Annotated in this window: 18 protein-coding genes; 9 read left to right on the top strand and 9 right to left on the bottom strand. The window is 72.8% G+C overall.

From position 1 onward, the window contains the following. Window positions 1-122: 122 nt before the first annotated feature. The 6 genes from ACQP0U_RS15940 to ACQP0U_RS15915 form a co-directional block, all read right to left on the bottom strand. Window positions 123-1,403 carry an MFS transporter gene (locus ACQP0U_RS15940; RefSeq protein ID WP_433320279.1) on the bottom strand — a complete coding sequence of 427 codons (1,281 nt, stop codon included), beginning with the start codon at window positions 1,401-1,403 and terminating at the stop codon, window positions 123-125. A gap of 164 nt (window positions 1,404-1,567) precedes the next feature. Next, entirely contained in the window at window positions 1,568-2,836 is a 1,269-nt protein-coding gene (locus tag ACQP0U_RS15935) for a hypothetical protein (protein ID WP_433320276.1), read from the bottom strand. Continuing rightward, window positions 2,833-3,354 carry a SigE family RNA polymerase sigma factor gene (locus ACQP0U_RS15930; protein ID WP_433320273.1) on the bottom strand — a complete coding sequence of 174 codons (522 nt, stop codon included), beginning with the start codon at window positions 3,352-3,354 and terminating at the stop codon, window positions 2,833-2,835. The genes ACQP0U_RS15935 and ACQP0U_RS15930 overlap by 4 nt, the downstream gene beginning before the upstream one ends. Window positions 3,355-3,427: 73 nt before the next feature. Next, entirely contained in the window at window positions 3,428-4,339 is a 912-nt protein-coding gene (locus ACQP0U_RS15925) for a hypothetical protein (protein WP_433320270.1), read from the bottom strand. Beyond that, window positions 4,305-5,609 (bottom strand): hypothetical protein, encoded by a 1,305-nt coding sequence (locus ACQP0U_RS15920; RefSeq protein ID WP_433320267.1) that lies wholly within the window; start codon window positions 5,607-5,609, stop codon window positions 4,305-4,307. Before ACQP0U_RS15920 ends, ACQP0U_RS15925 begins: the two co-directional genes overlap by 35 nt. Before the next feature lie 262 nt (window positions 5,610-5,871). Beyond that, entirely contained in the window at window positions 5,872-7,104 is a 1,233-nt protein-coding gene (locus ACQP0U_RS15915) for an MFS transporter (protein ID WP_433320264.1), read from the bottom strand. A gap of 47 nt (window positions 7,105-7,151) precedes the next feature. Between ACQP0U_RS15915 and ACQP0U_RS15910 the strand changes: the two genes are divergently transcribed. The 8 genes from ACQP0U_RS15910 (at window position 7,152) to ACQP0U_RS15875 (ending at window position 13,329) form a co-directional block, all read left to right on the top strand. Next, entirely contained in the window at window positions 7,152-7,688 is a 537-nt protein-coding gene (locus ACQP0U_RS15910) for a MarR family winged helix-turn-helix transcriptional regulator (protein ID WP_433320261.1), read from the top strand. Between the two features lie 54 nt (window positions 7,689-7,742). Beyond that, window positions 7,743-8,258 carry a DUF2087 domain-containing protein gene (locus tag ACQP0U_RS15905; protein ID WP_433320258.1) on the top strand — a complete coding sequence of 172 codons (516 nt, stop codon included), beginning with the start codon at window positions 7,743-7,745 and terminating at the stop codon, window positions 8,256-8,258. 52 nt (window positions 8,259-8,310) lie between these two features. Continuing rightward, window positions 8,311-8,787: a MarR family winged helix-turn-helix transcriptional regulator gene (locus tag ACQP0U_RS15900; RefSeq protein ID WP_433320255.1), complete on the top strand. Its 477-nt coding sequence runs from the start codon at window positions 8,311-8,313 to the stop codon at window positions 8,785-8,787. 76 nt (window positions 8,788-8,863) lie between these two features. Beyond that, window positions 8,864-9,277, top strand: coding sequence for a DUF6069 family protein (locus tag ACQP0U_RS15895; protein ID WP_433320252.1), 414 nt, complete (start codon window positions 8,864-8,866; stop codon window positions 9,275-9,277). A gap of 246 nt (window positions 9,278-9,523) precedes the next feature. Continuing rightward, on the top strand, window positions 9,524-11,206 hold the full coding sequence (locus tag ACQP0U_RS15890; RefSeq protein WP_433320249.1) for an ABC-F family ATP-binding cassette domain-containing protein: 1,683 nt from the start codon (window positions 9,524-9,526) through the stop codon (window positions 11,204-11,206). 30 nt (window positions 11,207-11,236) lie between these two features. Continuing rightward, entirely contained in the window at window positions 11,237-11,731 is a 495-nt protein-coding gene (locus ACQP0U_RS15885; protein ID WP_433320246.1) for a GNAT family N-acetyltransferase, read from the top strand. A gap of 102 nt (window positions 11,732-11,833) precedes the next feature. Continuing rightward, window positions 11,834-12,259 carry an Hsp20/alpha crystallin family protein gene (locus tag ACQP0U_RS15880; protein WP_433320880.1) on the top strand — a complete coding sequence of 142 codons (426 nt, stop codon included), beginning with the start codon at window positions 11,834-11,836 and terminating at the stop codon, window positions 12,257-12,259. Between the two features lie 71 nt (window positions 12,260-12,330). Then, window positions 12,331-13,329 carry a tyrosine-type recombinase/integrase gene (locus ACQP0U_RS15875; protein ID WP_433320243.1) on the top strand — a complete coding sequence of 333 codons (999 nt, stop codon included), beginning with the start codon at window positions 12,331-12,333 and terminating at the stop codon, window positions 13,327-13,329. Between the two features lie 46 nt (window positions 13,330-13,375). Here ACQP0U_RS15875 and ACQP0U_RS15870 read toward each other — a convergent pair whose 3' ends face one another. Next, window positions 13,376-13,741, bottom strand: coding sequence for a VOC family protein (locus ACQP0U_RS15870; RefSeq protein ID WP_433320240.1), 366 nt, complete (start codon window positions 13,739-13,741; stop codon window positions 13,376-13,378). Window positions 13,742-13,830: 89 nt separating this feature from the next. Between ACQP0U_RS15870 and ACQP0U_RS15865 the strand changes: the two genes are divergently transcribed. Continuing rightward, a complete protein-coding gene (locus ACQP0U_RS15865) occupies window positions 13,831-14,676 on the top strand; it encodes an LLM class flavin-dependent oxidoreductase (RefSeq protein ID WP_433320237.1) in 846 nt (281 codons plus the stop codon). Window positions 14,677-14,684: 8 nt separating this feature from the next. On the opposite strand, the gene ACQP0U_RS15860 is transcribed toward ACQP0U_RS15865, so the two are convergent. Further along, window positions 14,685-15,848 (bottom strand): PQQ-binding-like beta-propeller repeat protein, encoded by a 1,164-nt coding sequence (locus ACQP0U_RS15860; RefSeq protein WP_433320234.1) that lies wholly within the window; start codon window positions 15,846-15,848, stop codon window positions 14,685-14,687. Window positions 15,849-15,879: 31 nt separating this feature from the next. Then, entirely contained in the window at window positions 15,880-17,583 is a 1,704-nt protein-coding gene (locus tag ACQP0U_RS15855) for an acyl-CoA dehydrogenase family protein (RefSeq protein ID WP_433320231.1), read from the bottom strand. Window positions 17,584-17,665: the final 82 nt, after the last annotated feature.

Genomic DNA, 17,665 nt, shown 5'->3' with positions numbered 1-17,665 from the left:
GGACACTTTCCGTTAGGACGTAACGGAAAGTGTCCAAGATCTGCGCGGAGTGGCGGTTGGTCGACGCCCAGCTCTCCAACATCCTGAAGTGGGCGTCCGAAGGTGACTGACCCGGTAGGCCTTCACCCGGGGCGGGTTGCACCGGCTGGTGTCGCACCATCCTCGTCGGCGCGTCGCAGCGCCCGTGGCAGTCGCAGCGCGACGATGCCGGTAGCCACCAGGCCGCCGACGCCCGCGACGACCAGGGTCACCGGGGCGGAGGTGGCGTCCAGCAGGAGACCACCGGCGAGGTAGGACGTCGCGGCGGCGACCCCGATCGCGCCGTACAGGTTGCCGAAGACCCTGCCGAGCATGCCCGCTGGCACCGTTCGTTGCAGCAGCGTGCTGGAGGCGACGTCGATGGCCGCCAGCCCGAACCCACGGACGGCCTGCAGGGCGATCGCGGCGGCGACGGCCCAGGCGAGCCCGGTCAGCAGGTTCCCGACACTGCTGACGGCGAAGCCCACGATCAGCAGCAGCGGCATCGACGCCCGGGTGCCCCACCTGGACAGCACGGCGTAACCGGCCACCAGTCCGACACCGACTGCCCCCAGCAGAAGCCCGACCGCGGAGTCACCAACGTGGAAGGTCTCCTGCGCCAGCAGCACCAGCGCTACGTCGTCGACCCCGTTGAAGGCGACCACCGCAGTGAAGCCAAGGAAGATCACCCGCACCGTCGGAACACTCAGCAGATAACCGATGCCCGCTCTGGCCTGTCGCAGCAGGGACGGCTGGCGACCGTCGCCGGTTGCCGCCGGAAGTGAGGGGAGCGTCGCCAGCAGCACGGCCGAGACCAGGAACGACACGGCGTCGACGAGCAGCACACCACGCAATCCGACCAACGGCAACAGGGCCGCGGCAAGGAGGGGGCCGACCGCCTCTGCCCCGTTGGAGCCGAACCCGAGGGTGGAGTTGGCGGTCTCCAGGTCACGGTCACCGACCAGTGCGGGCACCGCCGCCCGAGACGCCGGTTGGAAGAGCTGCGACGCGGTGGCGCGAATCGCGACGAGAGCCAGCAGCACCGGCAGCGAAGGCATCGTCAGCACGATGACCAGCAGGACCACGGCCTGGACGAGTTCGCAGACGACCATCAACCGCCGGAGGTTGAGCCGATCAGCGAGGGCACCGGTGAACGGACCCAGCAGGGATGGAGCGAAATCTCCGACGAGGAGAAGCAGCGCGACTGCCAGCCCCTTACCCGTCGTCTCGGCGACGTGGAACATCAGCGCGACAAGGCTGAGTGAATCGCCTGCGTACGAGACGAGCCGTGCCGAGAAGAGGGCTCGGAATGGCCTGTTGCGGCGAAGCAGCCGGGTGGGACGCAGCGGCGCAGCGTCTGCCGTGGCGGACGCTGCGCCGGACATCTCGATACTCCTCGCTGAGGGCTGCGCCGAGGCGTCGTGTCGCCGCCGCCCAGCAGGAGCGCGGGGCAGGTGAGCTGCCAGCGAGTTCACCGACCAGCCCGTAGGTGAAGGTAGTCAGCAAGGCGTCGGTGAGCGCGGTATTTACGGGCTGTCGAGGAACCGATTCAGGAAGCGACCGGGACGTTGGTGGTGGTTCCGTTGGCGTCGGTGACCCGTACCTCGGTCGCGGTCGCGGGCAGCAGAGCCGCGTTACGGCCGGCGTCCTGCCACTGGCCGTCGCCGACCCGGTAGCTCAGCGCCGACCCCTCGGCGGCGACGACGACACCCTGGTCGTTCGGGAGTCGTAGCCGCACGGGTAGGGGTGCCGACCAGTCCGCGGTCGTGCTGGCCACCGCTTCGAACGGAAGATATTTGCGGGCGAGCAGCGCGATGGCGTAGGAGGGGCCGTCGTCGTACTGGACGGTCTCCACGAGGAGCCGCCGCCCGTCGGGGGTTGCCCCGTAGACCCACAGCCGGGGAGAGCCATCGTGCGTGTGCGTTCCGGCAGGGTCGAGGTATTGGGCGAGGGCTTCGGTTGGCGCGTTCACCTCCTTGGCGGCCGGGTCGATGCCCCAGACCTGCTCCGTGCCGGGCAGCGTGCGGCGAATCAGCGGTGGTGCCGGCCGATCCTTGTTGCCGGGGAAGTAGATCTCGCTCGTACCGTCGATGTGAATCACGTTTCCCCGTTCAACGGGAGTCCTGGAGAGCGCGACCGTGAGCTTCGTGCGCTGTGGCGGCACCGACAACACCGCCGCACCGTCTCGGAACACCACCGGCTCGAAGGTCCGCTCGACCTTGCCATCGGGTGCGTGCCGTAGTTGCGCGGAGAACTCCACCGGTTGCCCGAAGTCGAGCACAAGAAGCACGTCGCGCTGCGACCCGAGCAGTGCCGCCTGCTCGATGCCGTCTGTTTCGGCGTCGGTGATCTGCGTCAGGGTGCCGACGCGTGGCCCGTCGGCTGTGGGTTTCACGAACCCGGTGGTCATGCCGTAGACGGTGCCCTGGGCGACGAAGGCGGCCCGGCCCGCAGGCGTATCTCCTGCCCACACGATGTTCGGCTCGCCGCGCGGCCGTTCATCGGCCTGCTCGATCTGGCGCTGCCACGCCTGGCGGACCTGTCGCAGGTACCCCTCGTCGGCGGCCAGATCACCACGAGTGGGCTCGTCCAACAGCGGTGAGGCGACAGGTGTCCCTCCGGCGTCGCCGGGCAGGTCGACGACGCCGGCCACGGGCACGGCCACCACGGCCGCGCAGACCGCCGCCAACACGGCTCGCCGGCGCACCACCCGCCGGCGCCCACCCCGACGCACCTCGGCGAGCAGGCCCGGCGGGCTGACCAGGTCGTCGGTCGCGCGGTGCAGGATGCCGCGCACGTCACTGTCGTTCATGGTCATCGCGAACTCCCGGTTCCAGTGGTGGGCATGACGAGACTCGAACCGGCCAACGCCTCTCGCAGCCGGGCCAGCCCCCGCGAGGCGTGGCTCTTCACCGCCCCCTCGGAGCAGCCCATCGCCGCCGCCACGTCGGCGACCGGCAGGTCCTCCAGGTAACGGAGCACGACAGCGGCCCGCTGCCGGGCTGGCAACGTCCGCAGCGCCCCGACGACCAGCTCGCGGACCGCCACCGTGTCGGCGTGGTCCCGGGAAATCCCGTCATGGTCGCCCAGCGACTGTTCCGGACGCCGGGCACGCCACCGCCACCGGTTGATCGACCGGTTGACCAGCGCCCGTCGCGCGTACGCCTCAGGGCTGCTCTGCACCCGCCGCCAGCGCACATACACCTGCTCCAGCACCTCCTGGAGCAGGTCCTCGGCGGCGTGCCGGTCCCCGGTCAGCAGGAAGGCAACCCGCAACAGCACCGCCGACCGTGTGCGAACGAAGTCGTCGAACTCCGCCCCGCGCGAATCCCTCATCTGACCTCCCGGCCTCGTCAACCAGCAAGACACCACGTGGGGTCGCGAGGTTTACCGGGCCGGATGACTGCTTTCAGTAGGGGCAGGTGCGCCCGTCGCGCACCATCTGCGCGTACTCGGCGCCGGTGATGCGCAGCCGATCGGTCTTGCTGCCGTCCTTGGCCCGGCAGCCGTCGAACGAGTTGAGGTAGACCCAGGTGTAGGAGGAGTCGCCCGCGCTCCCGGTTACCTCGAACGGCTTGTCGCCGGGCGCCGAGATCACCATTGTCTGGCGTCGTCCCTCGGCCAGGTAGTCCAGCTCCAGTCGCCATCGGCAGTGCTGCTTCGCGCTGAGCGCTCGTACCTGGATGACGTTCTTCTCACCCTTGGGCAAGGTGATCTTGTGGGTGGCGAAGAACGGGGTGCCGGCATCCTCGCCACCCGGGTCCTCGACGAGCATCCGAGGGTTCGGTCGATCCACGTGCGTCACGAGGACAAGCTTCTGGGAGTCGCCCTGGGAGGGGTTGGGCTCAAAGACCCCGGTGAGCGGGGCGCGGCAGGGCTCGACGAGGACGGGCCGCAGGTCGACGGCCTCGGCGGCCTCGTCCCGGGTGCCGACCAGGGTGATCTCCCAGGTGCTCCGTTCGATGTCGACCGCGCCGGCCTCGGCGGCCGGATCGTCCGGCCGTTCGGCGTCCAGGCGAGCCAGATCCGCGCCGGCCGGGTAGACGTAGTTGAACGCACCCTCCTGCGGGTAGGGGACGTGCTTCACGTCCAGGACGACGACAGGCCCCCGGCCGGCCAACTGCTCGGCCAGCTCGTTCGCCGGCTTCCACTGGTTGATCATGCCGAGAACGACGGCGCCGAGCCAGGTGGCGACGGCCCCGACCACGATCGTCAGCAGCCAGGTGACGGGACGTTTCCACCAGGCGACGGGCGCGGGGGACGACACCGGGGCCGGCGCGGGTCCCTTACGGCGACGCGGGCGCTTGTTTCGTGGACTCATGGACCGGTGTCTCCTGCGTGTCGATGGACGGGTCGGAGTCGAGGAGCCGACGAGCCAGCAGCACGGGCAGTGCGACGAGCCAACCCCAGGCCGCGCCGAAGCGCAGCGCGGAGGTCAGTTCCAGGCCCAGTGACTCCCAGGGTGCGCAGCCGGTAGGGGAGTTCGAGACCGCGCAGCCGACCAGGACGTCAGACGTCGCGGTCAGCGCGGACGCCGCGATCGTGGCACCCCAACAGACGACGACGAGCCCGAGGCGATGCCCGTGACTCGGCAGGCCGACGAGCAGCGCCCACAACAGAAGCCAGAGCACCAGCAGCAGGGCGAGGGCAAGCACCGACCTGTGCACCCACACGTCCATCGACAGGGGGTTCAGCTCGGTCTCGTGGGTCAGCCGGTATCCCACGTCATCGCGGACGCGTGGCGGCGGGGACAGGGCGGGGCGGTACAGGAATTCCCTGAGCAGCCCGAGGAACCCCCTGCCGGCATAGCTGTCCCACACCGCCTGGGTGCCGTTGATCAGCATGAGCACCAGCACCGGAAGCACGCCGGCCAGGGCAAGGTTCGCGCTGCGTCCTCGCACGTCGCCGATCAGCGCACCGCGGGCCGTCGGCTCCGCATCGTCAACCGCGTCCTGGTCCTCGTCGTCGCCCTCCTTCTCGACCGTGTCCGGGGCCTTGTCCGCACCGTCGTCGGTGTCTCTGTTCAGCCGGTCCAGCAGCAGTATCGCCAGGCTGGTGCCACCGACCAAGGATGCGTTCGTGAACGCCAACAGGCAGCCGAGAAAGAGGGCGTCGGACGTCCAACCGGTCAGTGTGAGGTGCGCGCTGGCGAGGAGCGTGGAATGGTCCAACGCCTCGTTGGCGTACCAGCCGGTGGGGGCGGTGTGCACACGGACCACGAGGGCAGCCCACCAGAGCAGGTCCCCGATCGCCGTGGCGGTGAGGGCAGCGGCCGCGCCGGTCATCGCCGCGACGAACGGGCGTGTCCGCCGGGTGACGAGGCCGCAGGCCAGGTACGTCGACACCGCGATCAGCAGGATCACGACCCAGCGGATCAGTGGCGTCACCGCGTTCATCATGGGAGCGGTCGTGGCGTCGAGTGGGGCGAAGAAGACCATTCCCTTCCCGAGGAACGTCGGAAGGTCGACAGCGGTCCGCGCGACGGTGAACGGGCCCGCCATGGCCCGAGTCTTGGCGGTGACCACCACATACAGGCAGATGGGGCCCGCCATCGAGAACAGGGCGACGAATATCCTGAATGGTCGGCTCATCTTGCCGGCCTCATCCCGGGGCGGATCGTCACGCCGTCAGTCTCTCGCATCGCACTGACTCGTACAGACCCCTGGCGGTGCCCTCAGCGAGGTTCGGCCCAGCCGACGAAGCGCGGGGTCAGGTCGGGCAGCGCGATATCCGGGTTGAGCTTGGTGAGATCAGCCCGCAGTCGTGGCGCGGCTTCGTGGCGATGGCACGCGACGCCGGCTGACCGACCACTTCGCACAAAGGCTCCCGGGCGCCGGCCGGGAGCCTTTCGTGTCAACGGACGGCGGCGGGTTCGGCCGGTTGCGGCTGCGGGGTCGCCGGCCAGGTGAGTCGGCGTACGCCGGGAACGAGCGCGGTGCCCGCGCAGGCGGCGAGGACCAGCAGGCCGGCGACGGCCAGCGGGACAGGCGCGCCGAACGCGTCGGCGGCCAACGGCGCCAGCGCGTAGCCCAGCGGCATGGCGCCCAGTGACACCAGCCAGTCGTACGAGGTGACCCGGGCCAGGACCTCGGGCGGGAAGTGGTGCTGCACGACGGTCTCCCACACCGGGTTGAGGTAACCGAGGGCGGTCAGCGCCAGCGCGTAGGCGGCGATCACCGCGGGGGCGGGCGCGGCGACGGCGAGCAGGAACAGTGGCGCGGCGTAGCAGGCCAGCCCAAGGTTGGCCAGCAGCACCGGCCGGCGCAGCCGGACCCGCCCGGCCAGCAGCGATCCGATGAGCATCCCGATCGCGCCGGCCTGCAACAGCAGCACCCAGGTCGTCTCGCCGCCGAGGCGGTCGATGGCGACGGCCGGTCCGAGGGTCATCAGGACGGCGGCCGCGCCGTTCCACACGCCGTGCCCGAGCAGGCTGGTCCAGAACCAGTCACGGGCGCGTACCTCGCTGAAGCCGTGCCGCAGGTCGGCGAGGACGGAACGGCGGGGCACCGGCACGTGGCGGACCCGCACCAGCGCGAGCAGCGCGGCGCTGAGCGCGAACGACGCGCCGTCCAGGATGAACGCCCAGCCGGGTCCGGCGGCCCAGATCAGCGCGCCGGCCAGCGCCGGCCCGGCGAGTCGGCTGGTGTTGGCGGTGATCCCCATCAGGGCGTTGGCCCGCTGCCGGTCGGCCGGTTCGACGGTGCCGGCGACCAGCGGGGACGCGGTCGGAATGGCGAACGCCGAGGCGGTGCCGCCGAGCGCGGAGGCCACGACCACGGTGGTCAGTGACGGGTCGCCGCCGAGCAGCTCGACGCCGACCGCGAGCTGGGTCGCGCAGCGGACCAGGTCGGCCAGGAGGGCGACCCGGCGGGCGTCGAACCGGTCGGCCACGACGCCGCCGAGTGGCAACAGGAGCAGCCGGGGGACCATCGCCGCGGCGAGGACGACGGCCAACGCGCCGGTCGAGTCGGTGGCGCGCAGCACGGCCAGCGCCAGCGCGGCGGGCACCACCGCGTCGCCGAGCGCGGAGACGGTGCGACCCAGGAAGAGCAGCCGGAAGGAGTGATCGCGCAGTGGATGAGCCATAACCGCAATGTACTTCGACATCGAATATTTCGGCAATGAATATTTCGATGCAGAGGTACGCTGACGTGGTGACCACCACCCCGGACGCCGTCGACAAGCACATCGAGCGTTGGCTGCCTGTGGTGCCCGACCTCGACGCGGACGTCGAGGGGGCGGTGACCAGGATGATCCGGTTGACCCGGCACCTACGGGCGGTCAAGGAGCGGGTCCTGGTCGACCTCGACCTGCCAGCCCACGAGTACGACACCCTGCACGCCCTGGCCGGCCGCCGAGGCCGGGCGGCGCCCTCGGACCTCGCCGCGGACCTCGCGATGGCCCCCGCCTCGATCACGGCACGGGTGGACGCGCTGCTGCGACGGGGCTTCGTCCGCCGGATTCCGTCGACAGTCGACCGTCGGCGGGTGGACGTGGAGCTCACCGAGGCAGGTCAGGCCGCGTGGCGCGGGGCGATGGAGGTCCAGGGAGCGGAGGAGCATCGCCTGCTCGGCGCGCTCACCGCTACCGAACGGCGACACCTCTCCGACCTGCTGCGCAGGGTGCTACTCGTCGCCGAGCAGCCGCCGAGCACACCGGAGGCCGACTGAGCGGGTCGAAAATCGCCTGGCGGCACGCGTACCCCTGATGGAAGGGTGACCGGCGTGACTGCGCATGCGCTGGCCGGTGCCCTGGCCGACGACGGACGGCGACGGATCTTCGCGGCGATCGTGCTGGGTGCGACAAGCGCGACCGAGGTCGCCGAGCGGGCCGGCCTGCCGGCGCGGGTGGTGCTCACCGGGGTTCGCCGGCTCACCGACGCGGGCCTCGTCACCGGCGCGGACGGCGCGCTCGCGGCCGACGAGGCGTCGCTGCGGGCCACCGCGCGCGACAGTCGCCCAGCCGACGATGCCGAACCCGGCGTCGACCCGGTGCTGCGGACCTTCCTGCGCGCGGGCGTCCTGGTGGGTATGCCGGCGCAGCGGGGCCGGCGGCGGGCGCTGCTGGCACACATCGCCGAGCAGTCGTTCGCGCCGGGCACCCGCTATCCGGAGCGGGCCGTCGACGACGCGCTCAAGCCGTGGTGCGCCACGGGAGGGTCGGATCACGCGACGCTGCGTCGGTATCTGATCGACGAGCAGTTGCTCACCCGCGAAGGCGGGATCTACCAGCGACTCTGATCGTTCACCGCGCGAACCGTCTCGTCTCGGAGGATCTTGCTAGCCTCGGCGCATGACCTCCTGCACGCCCGCCGACGGCCCACCGGACCTGTTGTTCCTGCTCTCCTGGGCTAGTCACGCGTTGCAGACCGAGCACGCCGCCGGGCTGGCCGAGCTGGGCATCTCGCCGCGGGCGCACTACGTGCTGGCGCAGGCCCGCACCGGCGACCTGACCCAGCGGGAGATCGGCGAACGGTGCGGCGTGGACAAGACCACGATGGTCGTGACGCTCGACCAGCTGGAACGGGCCGGGCTGGCCGAGCGCCGTCCGGTGCCAACGGACCGCCGGGCCCGGCTGGTCGTGGTGACCCCGGCGGGGGAGCAGGTCCTGCGGCAAGCGCAACAGGTGGTCCGGCGCATCCAGGACGACCTGCTCGCGACCCTGCCGGAGCAGGACCGGGAGGTGTTCCTCCGGGCGCTCCTGGGGCTGGTGAGCGGCCCGCTGGCCAGCACCTCCCCGTACGCGCCGGGGGCCCGCTCCGGCTGTTAGTTCTGAGAAAGATAGTTCCGAACAAGACTATCTGTTACGGTCGTACTCGTTCGTTTCCCCTGAACGAGGAGCCGTCATGAGTGCTGCCACCGTCACGACCCCCGCCCCCTCACCACTGCGCCGCCGCGCCCTCGGCGTCGTCGCCGCCGTCGTGGCACCCCTCGCCATCTGGGCGATCGGCGCGCTGGCCGGAGTCGACTACACCATCGAGAGCCCGGGCCAGCCCGCCACGGACATCGGGGCCGGCGCCATCGTCATGATCGCCCTGGGGGCGGCCCTGCTCGGCTGGGCGGCGTTGGCCCTGCTGGAACGGTTCGCCACCCGGGTCGCCCGTCCGGTCTGGATCTCACTGGCCGTCGTCGTGACGGTGCTGTCCTTCGTTCCGCTGTTCGGCGTCGAGGCCACCGGCGGCGCCAAGCTCGCCCTGGGTGCCACGCACGTGGCCGTGGCGGTCGCGCTTATCGCGCTGCTGCCCCGTCCCCGCCGGTAACACCCGTCGGCACCTTCCCAAGCCCACCTCGTGTCGCACCCGCCACGGGGTGGGCGAAACCCGTGGAAGCTCGGGCGTCCCCGTTGCTAGCATCGCCGTCATGGCACGAGGTATCTGGTCGCAGAAGGTCCGCTCCGCCCGCTGACGGCGGCGCCCTTCTCCCTGCTGAATTCGCGCTCGCCGTCCCGGTTCCCGCCGGGCGGCCGTTAGCTGCTGCCCGGCTCCATCGAGAGCTGCGGAGCACAGTTGAACCTCAACCCCGACATCATGTCCCTGCCGGTCGAGGCCGGCGGCAGCGCGCACGTACGCGCCACGAACGTCACCGTGACCCGCGGGTCCCGGCGCGTCCTGACCGACGTCTCGGTCACCGTCTCCGCCCGGTCACGGCTGGCGGTCGTCGGCGAGAACGGTCGCGGCAAGACGACACTGCTGCACGTCCTCGCCGGGTTGATCACGTCGGACGACGGCACCGTCCAGCGGGCCGGCACGATCGGCCTGGCCCGCCAGGAGCTGTCCGCCCGCGACGGCGAGACGGTAGGCACCCTGACGTCCGAGGCGCTTGCCGCGTCGCTCGCGGCCCTCAAGGCGCTGGACGAGGCGACCCTCGCCCTCGCCGAGGGTGATCCGAGCGCGGAGGACCGCTACGCCGCCGCGCTCGACGCGGCCACCCGGCTCGACGCGTGGGACGCCGAACGCCGGGTCGACGTGGCACTGGAAGCCCTGCACGCCTGCACCGACCGCGATCGCCAGCTGTCGACGCTGTCGGTCGGGCAGCGCTACCGGGTACGCCTGGCGTGCCTGCTCGGGGCGCGGCACGACGTGTTGCTGCTCGACGAGCCGACCAACCACCTCGACGCCGACGGCCTGGACTTCCTGACCCGTCGACTCCGCGAGCACGACGGCGGTCTCGCGATCGTCAGCCACGACCGCGCGCTGCTGCGCGACGTCGCGGACCGGTACCTCGACCTCGATCCCACCCACGACGGCACGGCGCGCCTTTACGCCGGCGGCTATGACGCCTGGCAGGACGCGCGGCGTCGCGAGCGGGAGCACTGGGAGCAGGACTACGAGGAGCAGCAGGCCGAGCGTCGACGGCTACAGGACGCGGTGTCGAAGGCCCGCGACCGGCTCTCCACCGGCTGGCGGCCGGACAAGGGGACCGGCAAGCACCAGCGCCAGTCCCGCGCGCCGGGCGTCGTGCAGGCCCTGAACCGGCAGCAGGACGCACTCCAGGCACACAGGATCGACGTACCGGAACCACCGCCGACGCTGCGGTTGCCGGACCCTGGCGTGCGGGCGGGCGCCCCGCAGGTACGCGCGCAGGGGGTCGCCGTCGACGGGCGACTCGCTGGGCCGGTCGACCTCACCATCGACGCCGGCGACCGGCTGCTCGTCACCGGACCCAACGGCGCCGGGAAGTCCACACTGCTCGCGGTCCTGGCCGGGGCGCTCGAACCGACCGACGGTCACGCCTGGGCGGCGCGGGAGGCCCGCATCGCCCGGCTCACCCAGGAGACCGCCGGGCAGGCCCCCGAACTCAGCGCCGACGAGGCGTACGCCCGCCAGGTCGCACGACTGGTGTCCGACGGGGTGCTGCCCGCCGCCGAGGCCGTGTCGCTCGGCTCGCTCGGGCTGCTGGACTCCGCCGCGATGCGGACGCCGGTCGGGCGGATGTCGCAGGGGCAGCAGCGCCGCCTCGACCTGGCGTTGGTGCTGGCCAGGCGGCCCACGCTGATCCTGCTCGACGAGCCGACCAACCACCTGTCGTCGACAGTGGCCGACGAGCTGACCGCCGCGATCCGCGCGACGAGTGCCGCCGTCGTGATCGCCACCCACGACCGGCAGCTGCTGCGGGACCTGGCCGGCTGGCCGTGCCTGCGCATCGGCGAGCCGTCGACACCGGATGCGCGAACCCTGGCGACCGGATAAAACCGTTGACCGGGCGGCGATGATCAACAGGTGACCCTTGCCGCCCGGTCCATCTGGACGACCAGCACCAGCCGACCCGACCAGCCCGACGCGGTGCTGCTGCTGCGTGAGTACATGACCGAGATGGTGGTTCGCTACCACCGTCGCCCGGACCTGCCCGGCGAGGTCGACGCGGCTCTGGCCGAGTTACCCAGCGACGACCTGACCGCGCCGAGCGGGCTGCTCCTGCTCGCCCACCACGGCGACGACCTGGCCGGCTGCGCGGGACTGCGCTGGCAACCGGGCTGGGCCGAGCTGACCCGGGTGTTCGTCCGCCCCGAGCATCGCGGCGCCGGTGGGGGCGCCGCGCTGCTGAGCGTTGTGGAGGAACGGGCCCGCGTGGCCGGGGCGGACCGGATCCGGCTCGACACCCGGCACGACCTGGTCGAGGCCCGCGCCCTGTACGCCCGGCACGGCTACGCGGAGATACCGGCGTACTCGCGGGGTCCCTACGCCGACCACTGGTTTGAAAAGCGGCTGTCCTGAGCAGTTGACATCGACACGCGGACACGCTAAATAGGAAGAGGAAGTTGAGTCTCCCCGACTCAACTCATCACCTTCGGCCAGGAGATCCGAGGAGGCATGACCATGTTGATGCGTACCGACCCGTTCCGCGAGATCGACCGGCTCGCCGAGCAGTTCTTCGGTACGGCGGCCCGTCCCGCGATGATGCACCTGGACGCCTACCGCGACGGCGACCACTTCTACGCGGCGTTCGACCTGCCCGGCGTCGACCCGGACAGCATCGACTGCACCGTCGAGCGCAACGTGCTCACCGTCCGCGCCGAGCGTCGCCGGCCCGCCGGCGACGGCGTCGAACTGGTCGCCGCCGAACGCCCGATGGGCACCTTCACCCGGCAACTGTTCCTCGGCGACACACTGGACGCCGACAAGCTGGAGGCGGGCTACGAGAACGGGGTGCTGACGCTGCGCATCCCGGTCGCCGAGCGCGCCAAGCCCCGCCGGGTGACCATCAAGGCCAACGGCGACGCCCGCCGAGAGATCAACGCCTGATCCGTCACGGTGTCGGGTGGGACCGGCGCGCCTGCACGCCGATCCCACCCGAGGCTGAGAGCCTTTTTCACATGGTGTTCTCCGACGCTCCGGTGCTCGCCCGCCCGCCCGCGCCGCCGGCGCTGCCGAGCGGGCCGGTCGAGGTGACCGAGGCGTGGCTGCGCAACCGGCGGCTGTCCGAGCACACCCGCGACGCGTACCGGCGGGACGTCACCGGCTGGCTGCGTTGGTGCGCCGAGCGCGACCTGGACCCGCTGCGGGCCACGTTCCTGCACGTCAACGAGTACGCCCGTGCTCTGGAGAACAGCGTCGGCGCCCGCAGCGGCCGCCCGCTGACCCCGGCGACAGTCGCGCGCCGACTCTCGGCGCTGTCGAGTTGGTACGACTTCCTCGTCAAACTGAGTGCGGTGCCGGCCAACCCGGTCTCCGGCGCCGACCGCCCGCGCGTCGACCGGGACCACTCCGCCACCGTCGGGCTCACCCCCGAGGAGGTGGACGCCCTGCTCAGCGCCGCCGACGCGGACACCGGCGCGACCGCCGTCCGCAACCGGGCGGCGCTCGCGCTCCTCGCCGACCTGGGTCTGCGGGTCGGGGAGCTGATCTCGTTGGACCTGACCGACCTCGGCACCGAGCGTGGCCACCGCAGCGTGCGCTTCGTCGGCAAGGGCGGCAAACAACGTCGCCGCGCCCTCACCCCCGGCACCGGGCACGCCCTGGACGCCTACCTGGCCCAACGCGCCGCCACCAGCGGCGTGCCGGTGCCGCAGCTCACCGGCCCGCTGCTGGTCACCGCCAGCGGCGCCCGACTGGACCGGCACTCGGTGTTCCGGATGGTCCGCCGGCTCGCCCGCGCCGCCGGCATCCCCGCGTGGGCGAAGCTGTCCCCGCACTCACTGCGGCACGCCTTCGCCACCACGGCCCGCTCGGAGGGCGTGCCGTTGGAGGACGTGCAGGACGCCATGGGGCACGCCGACCCGCGTACCACCCGCCGCTACGACCGGGACCGGCACAACCTCGACCGCGACCCGGCCTACGCGGTGTGGGCGGCCCGGTCGCGCCGTCGCGGCTGAGCGGCGTGTGCCGCGTCAGTGCTGAGCGGCCTGTGCCGCGTCAGCCCTACGGGCGGGGGCAGATGCAGAACGGCTGCCCGATCGGGTCGAGAAGCACCACCCACCGCTCACCGCCGGGCTGGAAGGCCGGCTTCGACGCGCCCGCCGCCACGAACTTCTCCTCCGCCGCCGCCAGGTCGTCGACGTACAGATCAAGGTGGTAGCGCTGGTCACCGGCTGGGTCCGGCCAGGTGGGCGGCCGGTAGCCCTCCACCAGCCCGAAGCCGATGGAGACACCACCGGAGCTGATCATCGCGTACTCCGGTTGGCTGTGGGTGACCTCCCAGCCCAGCGCCTCGTGGTAGAACGCGGCGTGGCCGGCGGGGTCGGAACTGTCGAGGTTGACCATCGCGAGGTCGGCAGAAGCTGTCACGCCGGCAGTATGCCGCCGAGGCCCGACAAGTCGGGCCCTCCGACACCCGCCCGCAGCCGAGTGTCGGGCCCCCGCCCTACGGTCCGTGGATGAGACACGGTCTGGAGATTTCCTGCGGCGGCGCCTCGGTCGCGGTGTCCACCCTGGTCGAGCTGGGCGAATGCGCCGAGCGCGCCGGCTGGGACGGCGTGTTCCTGGAGGACTATCTGATCCACTACTCCGGCGACGAGCCCTTCACCTACGATCCGTGGCTGGTCCTCGCCGCGATCGCCGGACGCACCGACCGGGTGCGACTGGGCACCACGGTCACCGCGCTGCCCCGGCGTCGCCCGGCGAAGTTGGCGCGGGAGGTCCTCACCCTCGACCACCTCAGCGCGGGCCGGGCCACCGTGGCGGTCGGGGTCGGCGACCCCGGCGACCGGGGCCTGACCGCGTTCGGCGAGCAGACCGAGGTGTCCGTGCGGGCCGCGATGCTCGACGAGGGTCTCGACCTGCTGACCGGGCTGCTCAGCGGCGAGCGGGTCAGCCACGAGGGCACCCACTACCGCGCCGACGGGGTGGCGCTGCGACCAGCGCCGGTGCAGTCACCGCGGGTGCCGGTCTGGGTCGGTGGGAGCACCCAGGCCGGGGCGGTGCGTCGCCGGGCGGCCCGCGCCGACGGGATCGTGCCGTACAAGCTCACCGACACCGACGGGTGGTCCGACTTCACCCCCGACGAGGTACACGACCTCGCGAATGCGTTGCCATCGACGCGCGCCGACGGTCAACCGTTCGACGTGGCGATCGGCGGCCGGCGACGCCGTCGCGACGAACGCGCCGAACGGGCGTACCTCGGTGAGCTGGCCGCCGCCGGTGCCACCTGGTGGTTGGAGTTCGTCCCGGCCGGCGATCCGGCGACGATGCGCGCCGCCGTCGCCCGGGGCCCCCTGCGCTGACCGCGGGATCAGGGAGCCGCGAGGGGCCAGAACGTCATCCGGGCGTCGCCGTCGCGGCAGATCAGCCCGACGCCGACCCGCCGGCAGTCGGTCAGACCCGCCGGCAGCACCACGGACACCCGATGACCGTCGCGCCCCACCGTCGCCACCAGGGCACGCCTGCCGTCCGCCGCCAGCCCCAGCACCACCAGAGGCTCCGCCGGCACCCGAGGGCCCACCACCGTGCGCCAGCGCGCGCCGGCCGGCCAGGTCCACACCCGCGCCCCGGTGCCCGCGTCGATCGCCCAGCGCCCCTGCTCGTCCTGCCCGCAGATCAGACCCTGACAGGGCCGCAGGGTCAGCTCGCCCGGCTGCGCCGGCAACTGCCAGCGCGGTGCCAGCCCCGGCAGGTCGTACCCGGACAGCGCCACCGCGCCGCCGCTGGGGTGGCGCAGCACCAGGTGCGCGCCGGCAACCTGAGGATTGTCCGGGCCGTAGTCGGCCGGTGGAAAATGTCCCCGCCCGCGTTCGGTGCCGTCGCGGGCGTCGAGCAGCCGGGCCAACCCGTCGTCCTGCACCAGCAGCACCCGCCCGGGCAGCGTCCGCAGCACCGCCGTGGAGGGCAGCGGGACCGACCACCGGGTTGCGCCGGTCGCCGGGTCGACGCCGTGCACCGTGCCCTCGACCCGCCGCCCCGGCTCGGAGGCACTGCGCACCTCACTCACCGCCACCGCCGCGTCCCCGGCCGCGTACACCCGCTCGGGTCGCCGCCACACCGGCTGGCCGGTGCGCATCGACCGCGCGGTGGTCGCCCGCGCCCCGCGCCCCTGGTCGCGTTCGACAAGCAGCAGCAGGTCACCGGCGACCTCGGCGGACCACCCGGCGGCGGGCGGCACGCTGACCCGCCACCGCGGCGGGCCGCCCAGGGCGGCCGGGTCGTAGGCGCTCAACGTCGGTGGGCTCGAGTCGGGATCGACGACCAGCAGCAGCGGCCCCGCGCCGAGCACTGTCGCCCGGGCGGGCACCGCCAGCTCGACCTGGGGCGTCAGGCGCCCGGCCGGGGCGGCACCGCCGAGCAGGGCACAGACCGCCACCAGCGCCGCCACCCGCCAACGGCGGGACACTTCCGGCGGTGGCCGGCGGTCGTCCAGGGCTGCGCCACGGTCGTCGCCCAGCTCGATCAGCACCGACATGGGCGCCCACCCGTCCGCTCGCGCCCACCGGTCAGCAGAGCAGGTCCAGGTGGTGGTGGGCGTCCTCGGCGATCTCCTCGTGCCGCAGCCAGCGGCGCGCCCACAGCCGGGCGGCCAACTCCGCCTGCTCGTCCCCCCAGGCGGCGTGCTCGACGAGCAACGCGGTGGTCAGCGCGTACGCCAGGCGCAACGCCAGACCCCGGGCGCCCGCGAGCACCGTCGGCGCACCCGGGTCGACGGTCACCGCGCTGATCGTCTCCTCCAACTGCCCGGCGGCGGTGGCCAGGGTGTCGGCGAGCACCGGCGACAGCGGCCGGGCCAGGTCGACGGCGGCGGCGAGCCGGCCCAGCAGCGGCGCGCCCGCGTCCTCCCGGGTCAGTGCGCGCAGCACGTCCAGGGCCAGCACGTTTGTGGTGCCCTCCCAGATCGGCAGCACCTGGGCGTCGCGCAGCAGCCGGGGCACGCCGGTGTCCTCCACGTAGCCGGCCCCGCCGAAGCTCTCCACGTACTCGCTGGCGGAGCTGACGGCGAGCCGGCCGGTGGCCAGCTTCGCCAACGGCGCCACGATGCGCAGCTCCGCCGCGGCCTCCGGGTCGGCGCCGACCTCGACCCGACCGAGCAGGGCGAACGCGTGCCCGGCGAGGGCGAACGCGCCCGCCGCGTCGACCGCCAGGGTGCCCAGGGTGGCCCGGTGCAGCGGCGAGGAAGCCAGCGGGCCACCGGCGACGTGCCGCACGTCGGCGTACGCGCGGGCGTAGGCGAGACCCCGTCGCATCCCGCCGGCCGCCGCCGCCGCGTTGTGCACCCGGGTCACCACGACCAGGGTCATCGCCCGGACCAGACCGGGCACCGCCGGGTCACCGAGCGGGAGGGCGTACGCGTCGCGCAGCCCGATCTCGGCGGTGGGCAGCGCCCGGGTGCCGAGCTTGTCCTTGAGCCGGTGCACTGTGACACCCGGCGCGGGTGCCCCCGGCGCCGCGCCGTCGGCCAGCGGTGAGTCGACCGCGTACCGGGGAACGAGGAACGGGGCGAGCACCCGGCTGCCCCGCCCGGCGCCCTCCGGTCGGGCCAGCGCCACCGCCATCGCCGCGTCGGCGGCGGAGCAGAACCACTTCTCCCCGGTCAGCCGCCACGAACCGTCCGCCGCGGGACGGCCGAGCGTGCTGGAGCGGCCCAGGTCGGAGCCGCCCTGCGACTCGGTCATCCACTGCCCGCTGGTGATCGCCGTGGCCGGGTCGGTGGAGATCAGCCGGGGCAGCCACGCGTCCCGGACCGTGGCGTCGACGTCGGGCATGCTGAGCAGCGCCGCCGCCCCGTCGGCCATCGCCACCGGGCAGGAGAACGTCGCCGACTCCGGCCCGTACAGGTGCAGCAGGGCGTGTTGCACGACCCGCGCGGCGGCACCCCAGGTGCCCCGGGCGTCCGGCAGGTAGGGCAGCGCGGCCACGGCGTGCCGGGCGGCGGCGGCGCGCTGCGCCTGCCAGCCGGCGGAGGTGTCGACGCGGTCGATCCGGGCGCCCCACGGGTCGTAGCGGACCAGCGTCGGCGGGTGCGCCTCCGCGTCGGCGTGCGCCGCGCGCAGCGGCCCGGCGACGTCGGCGGCCAGGTCCGCGAGACGGCCCTTCGCGGCGGCGTGCCCGCCCGGGCCGAGGTGACGCTCCAGCCAGGACCGCAGCAGAGCATCGCCGGCGTACGGGTCGACGGGGGGTGGTACCGGCTGCACGAAGCGGCTCATCGATCGGCTCCTGGCACTGCTCGGGGGTGTGCGCCGACGGTAGACGATGCGTGGCCGCCGCGAACAGGGCACACCCGCCCAT

It is taken from the genome of Micromonospora sp. CA-269861 (assembly GCF_050948505.1).
Classification (GTDB): domain Bacteria; phylum Actinomycetota; class Actinomycetes; order Mycobacteriales; family Micromonosporaceae; genus Micromonospora.
The sequence above is the reverse complement of the archived record's forward strand: the minus strand, read 5'-3'. Positions and strand labels throughout refer to the sequence as shown.

Bases quoted from the DNA above. Each gene is read 5' to 3' on its own strand.
- ACQP0U_RS15855 (WP_433320231.1), bottom strand. From the start codon at position 17,583: ATGAGCCGCTTCGTGCAGCCGGTACCACCCCCCGTCGACCCGTACGCC.
- ACQP0U_RS15935 (WP_433320276.1), bottom strand. From the start codon at position 2,836: ATGACCATGAACGACAGTGACGTGCGCGGCATCCTGCACCGCGCGACC.
- ACQP0U_RS15880 (WP_433320880.1), top strand. From the start codon at position 11,834: ATGTTGATGCGTACCGACCCGTTCCGCGAGATCGACCGGCTCGCCGAG.
- ACQP0U_RS15920 (WP_433320267.1), bottom strand. From the start codon at position 5,609: ATGAGCCGACCATTCAGGATATTCGTCGCCCTGTTCTCGATGGCGGGC.
- ACQP0U_RS15875 (WP_433320243.1), top strand. From the start codon at position 12,331: ATGGTGTTCTCCGACGCTCCGGTGCTCGCCCGCCCGCCCGCGCCGCCG.
- ACQP0U_RS15860 (WP_433320234.1), bottom strand. From the start codon at position 15,848: ATGTCGGTGCTGATCGAGCTGGGCGACGACCGTGGCGCAGCCCTGGAC.
- ACQP0U_RS15865 (WP_433320237.1), top strand. From the start codon at position 13,831: ATGAGACACGGTCTGGAGATTTCCTGCGGCGGCGCCTCGGTCGCGGTG.
- ACQP0U_RS15910 (WP_433320261.1), top strand. From the start codon at position 7,152: ATGCAGAGGTACGCTGACGTGGTGACCACCACCCCGGACGCCGTCGAC.
- ACQP0U_RS15925 (WP_433320270.1), bottom strand. From the start codon at position 4,339: ATGAGTCCACGAAACAAGCGCCCGCGTCGCCGTAAGGGACCCGCGCCG.
- ACQP0U_RS15895 (WP_433320252.1), top strand. From the start codon at position 8,864: ATGAGTGCTGCCACCGTCACGACCCCCGCCCCCTCACCACTGCGCCGC.
- ACQP0U_RS15930 (WP_433320273.1), bottom strand. From the start codon at position 3,354: ATGAGGGATTCGCGCGGGGCGGAGTTCGACGACTTCGTTCGCACACGG.
- ACQP0U_RS15900 (WP_433320255.1), top strand. From the start codon at position 8,311: ATGACCTCCTGCACGCCCGCCGACGGCCCACCGGACCTGTTGTTCCTG.
- ACQP0U_RS15940 (WP_433320279.1), bottom strand. From the start codon at position 1,403: ATGTCCGGCGCAGCGTCCGCCACGGCAGACGCTGCGCCGCTGCGTCCC.
- ACQP0U_RS15915 (WP_433320264.1), bottom strand. From the start codon at position 7,104: ATGGCTCATCCACTGCGCGATCACTCCTTCCGGCTGCTCTTCCTGGGT.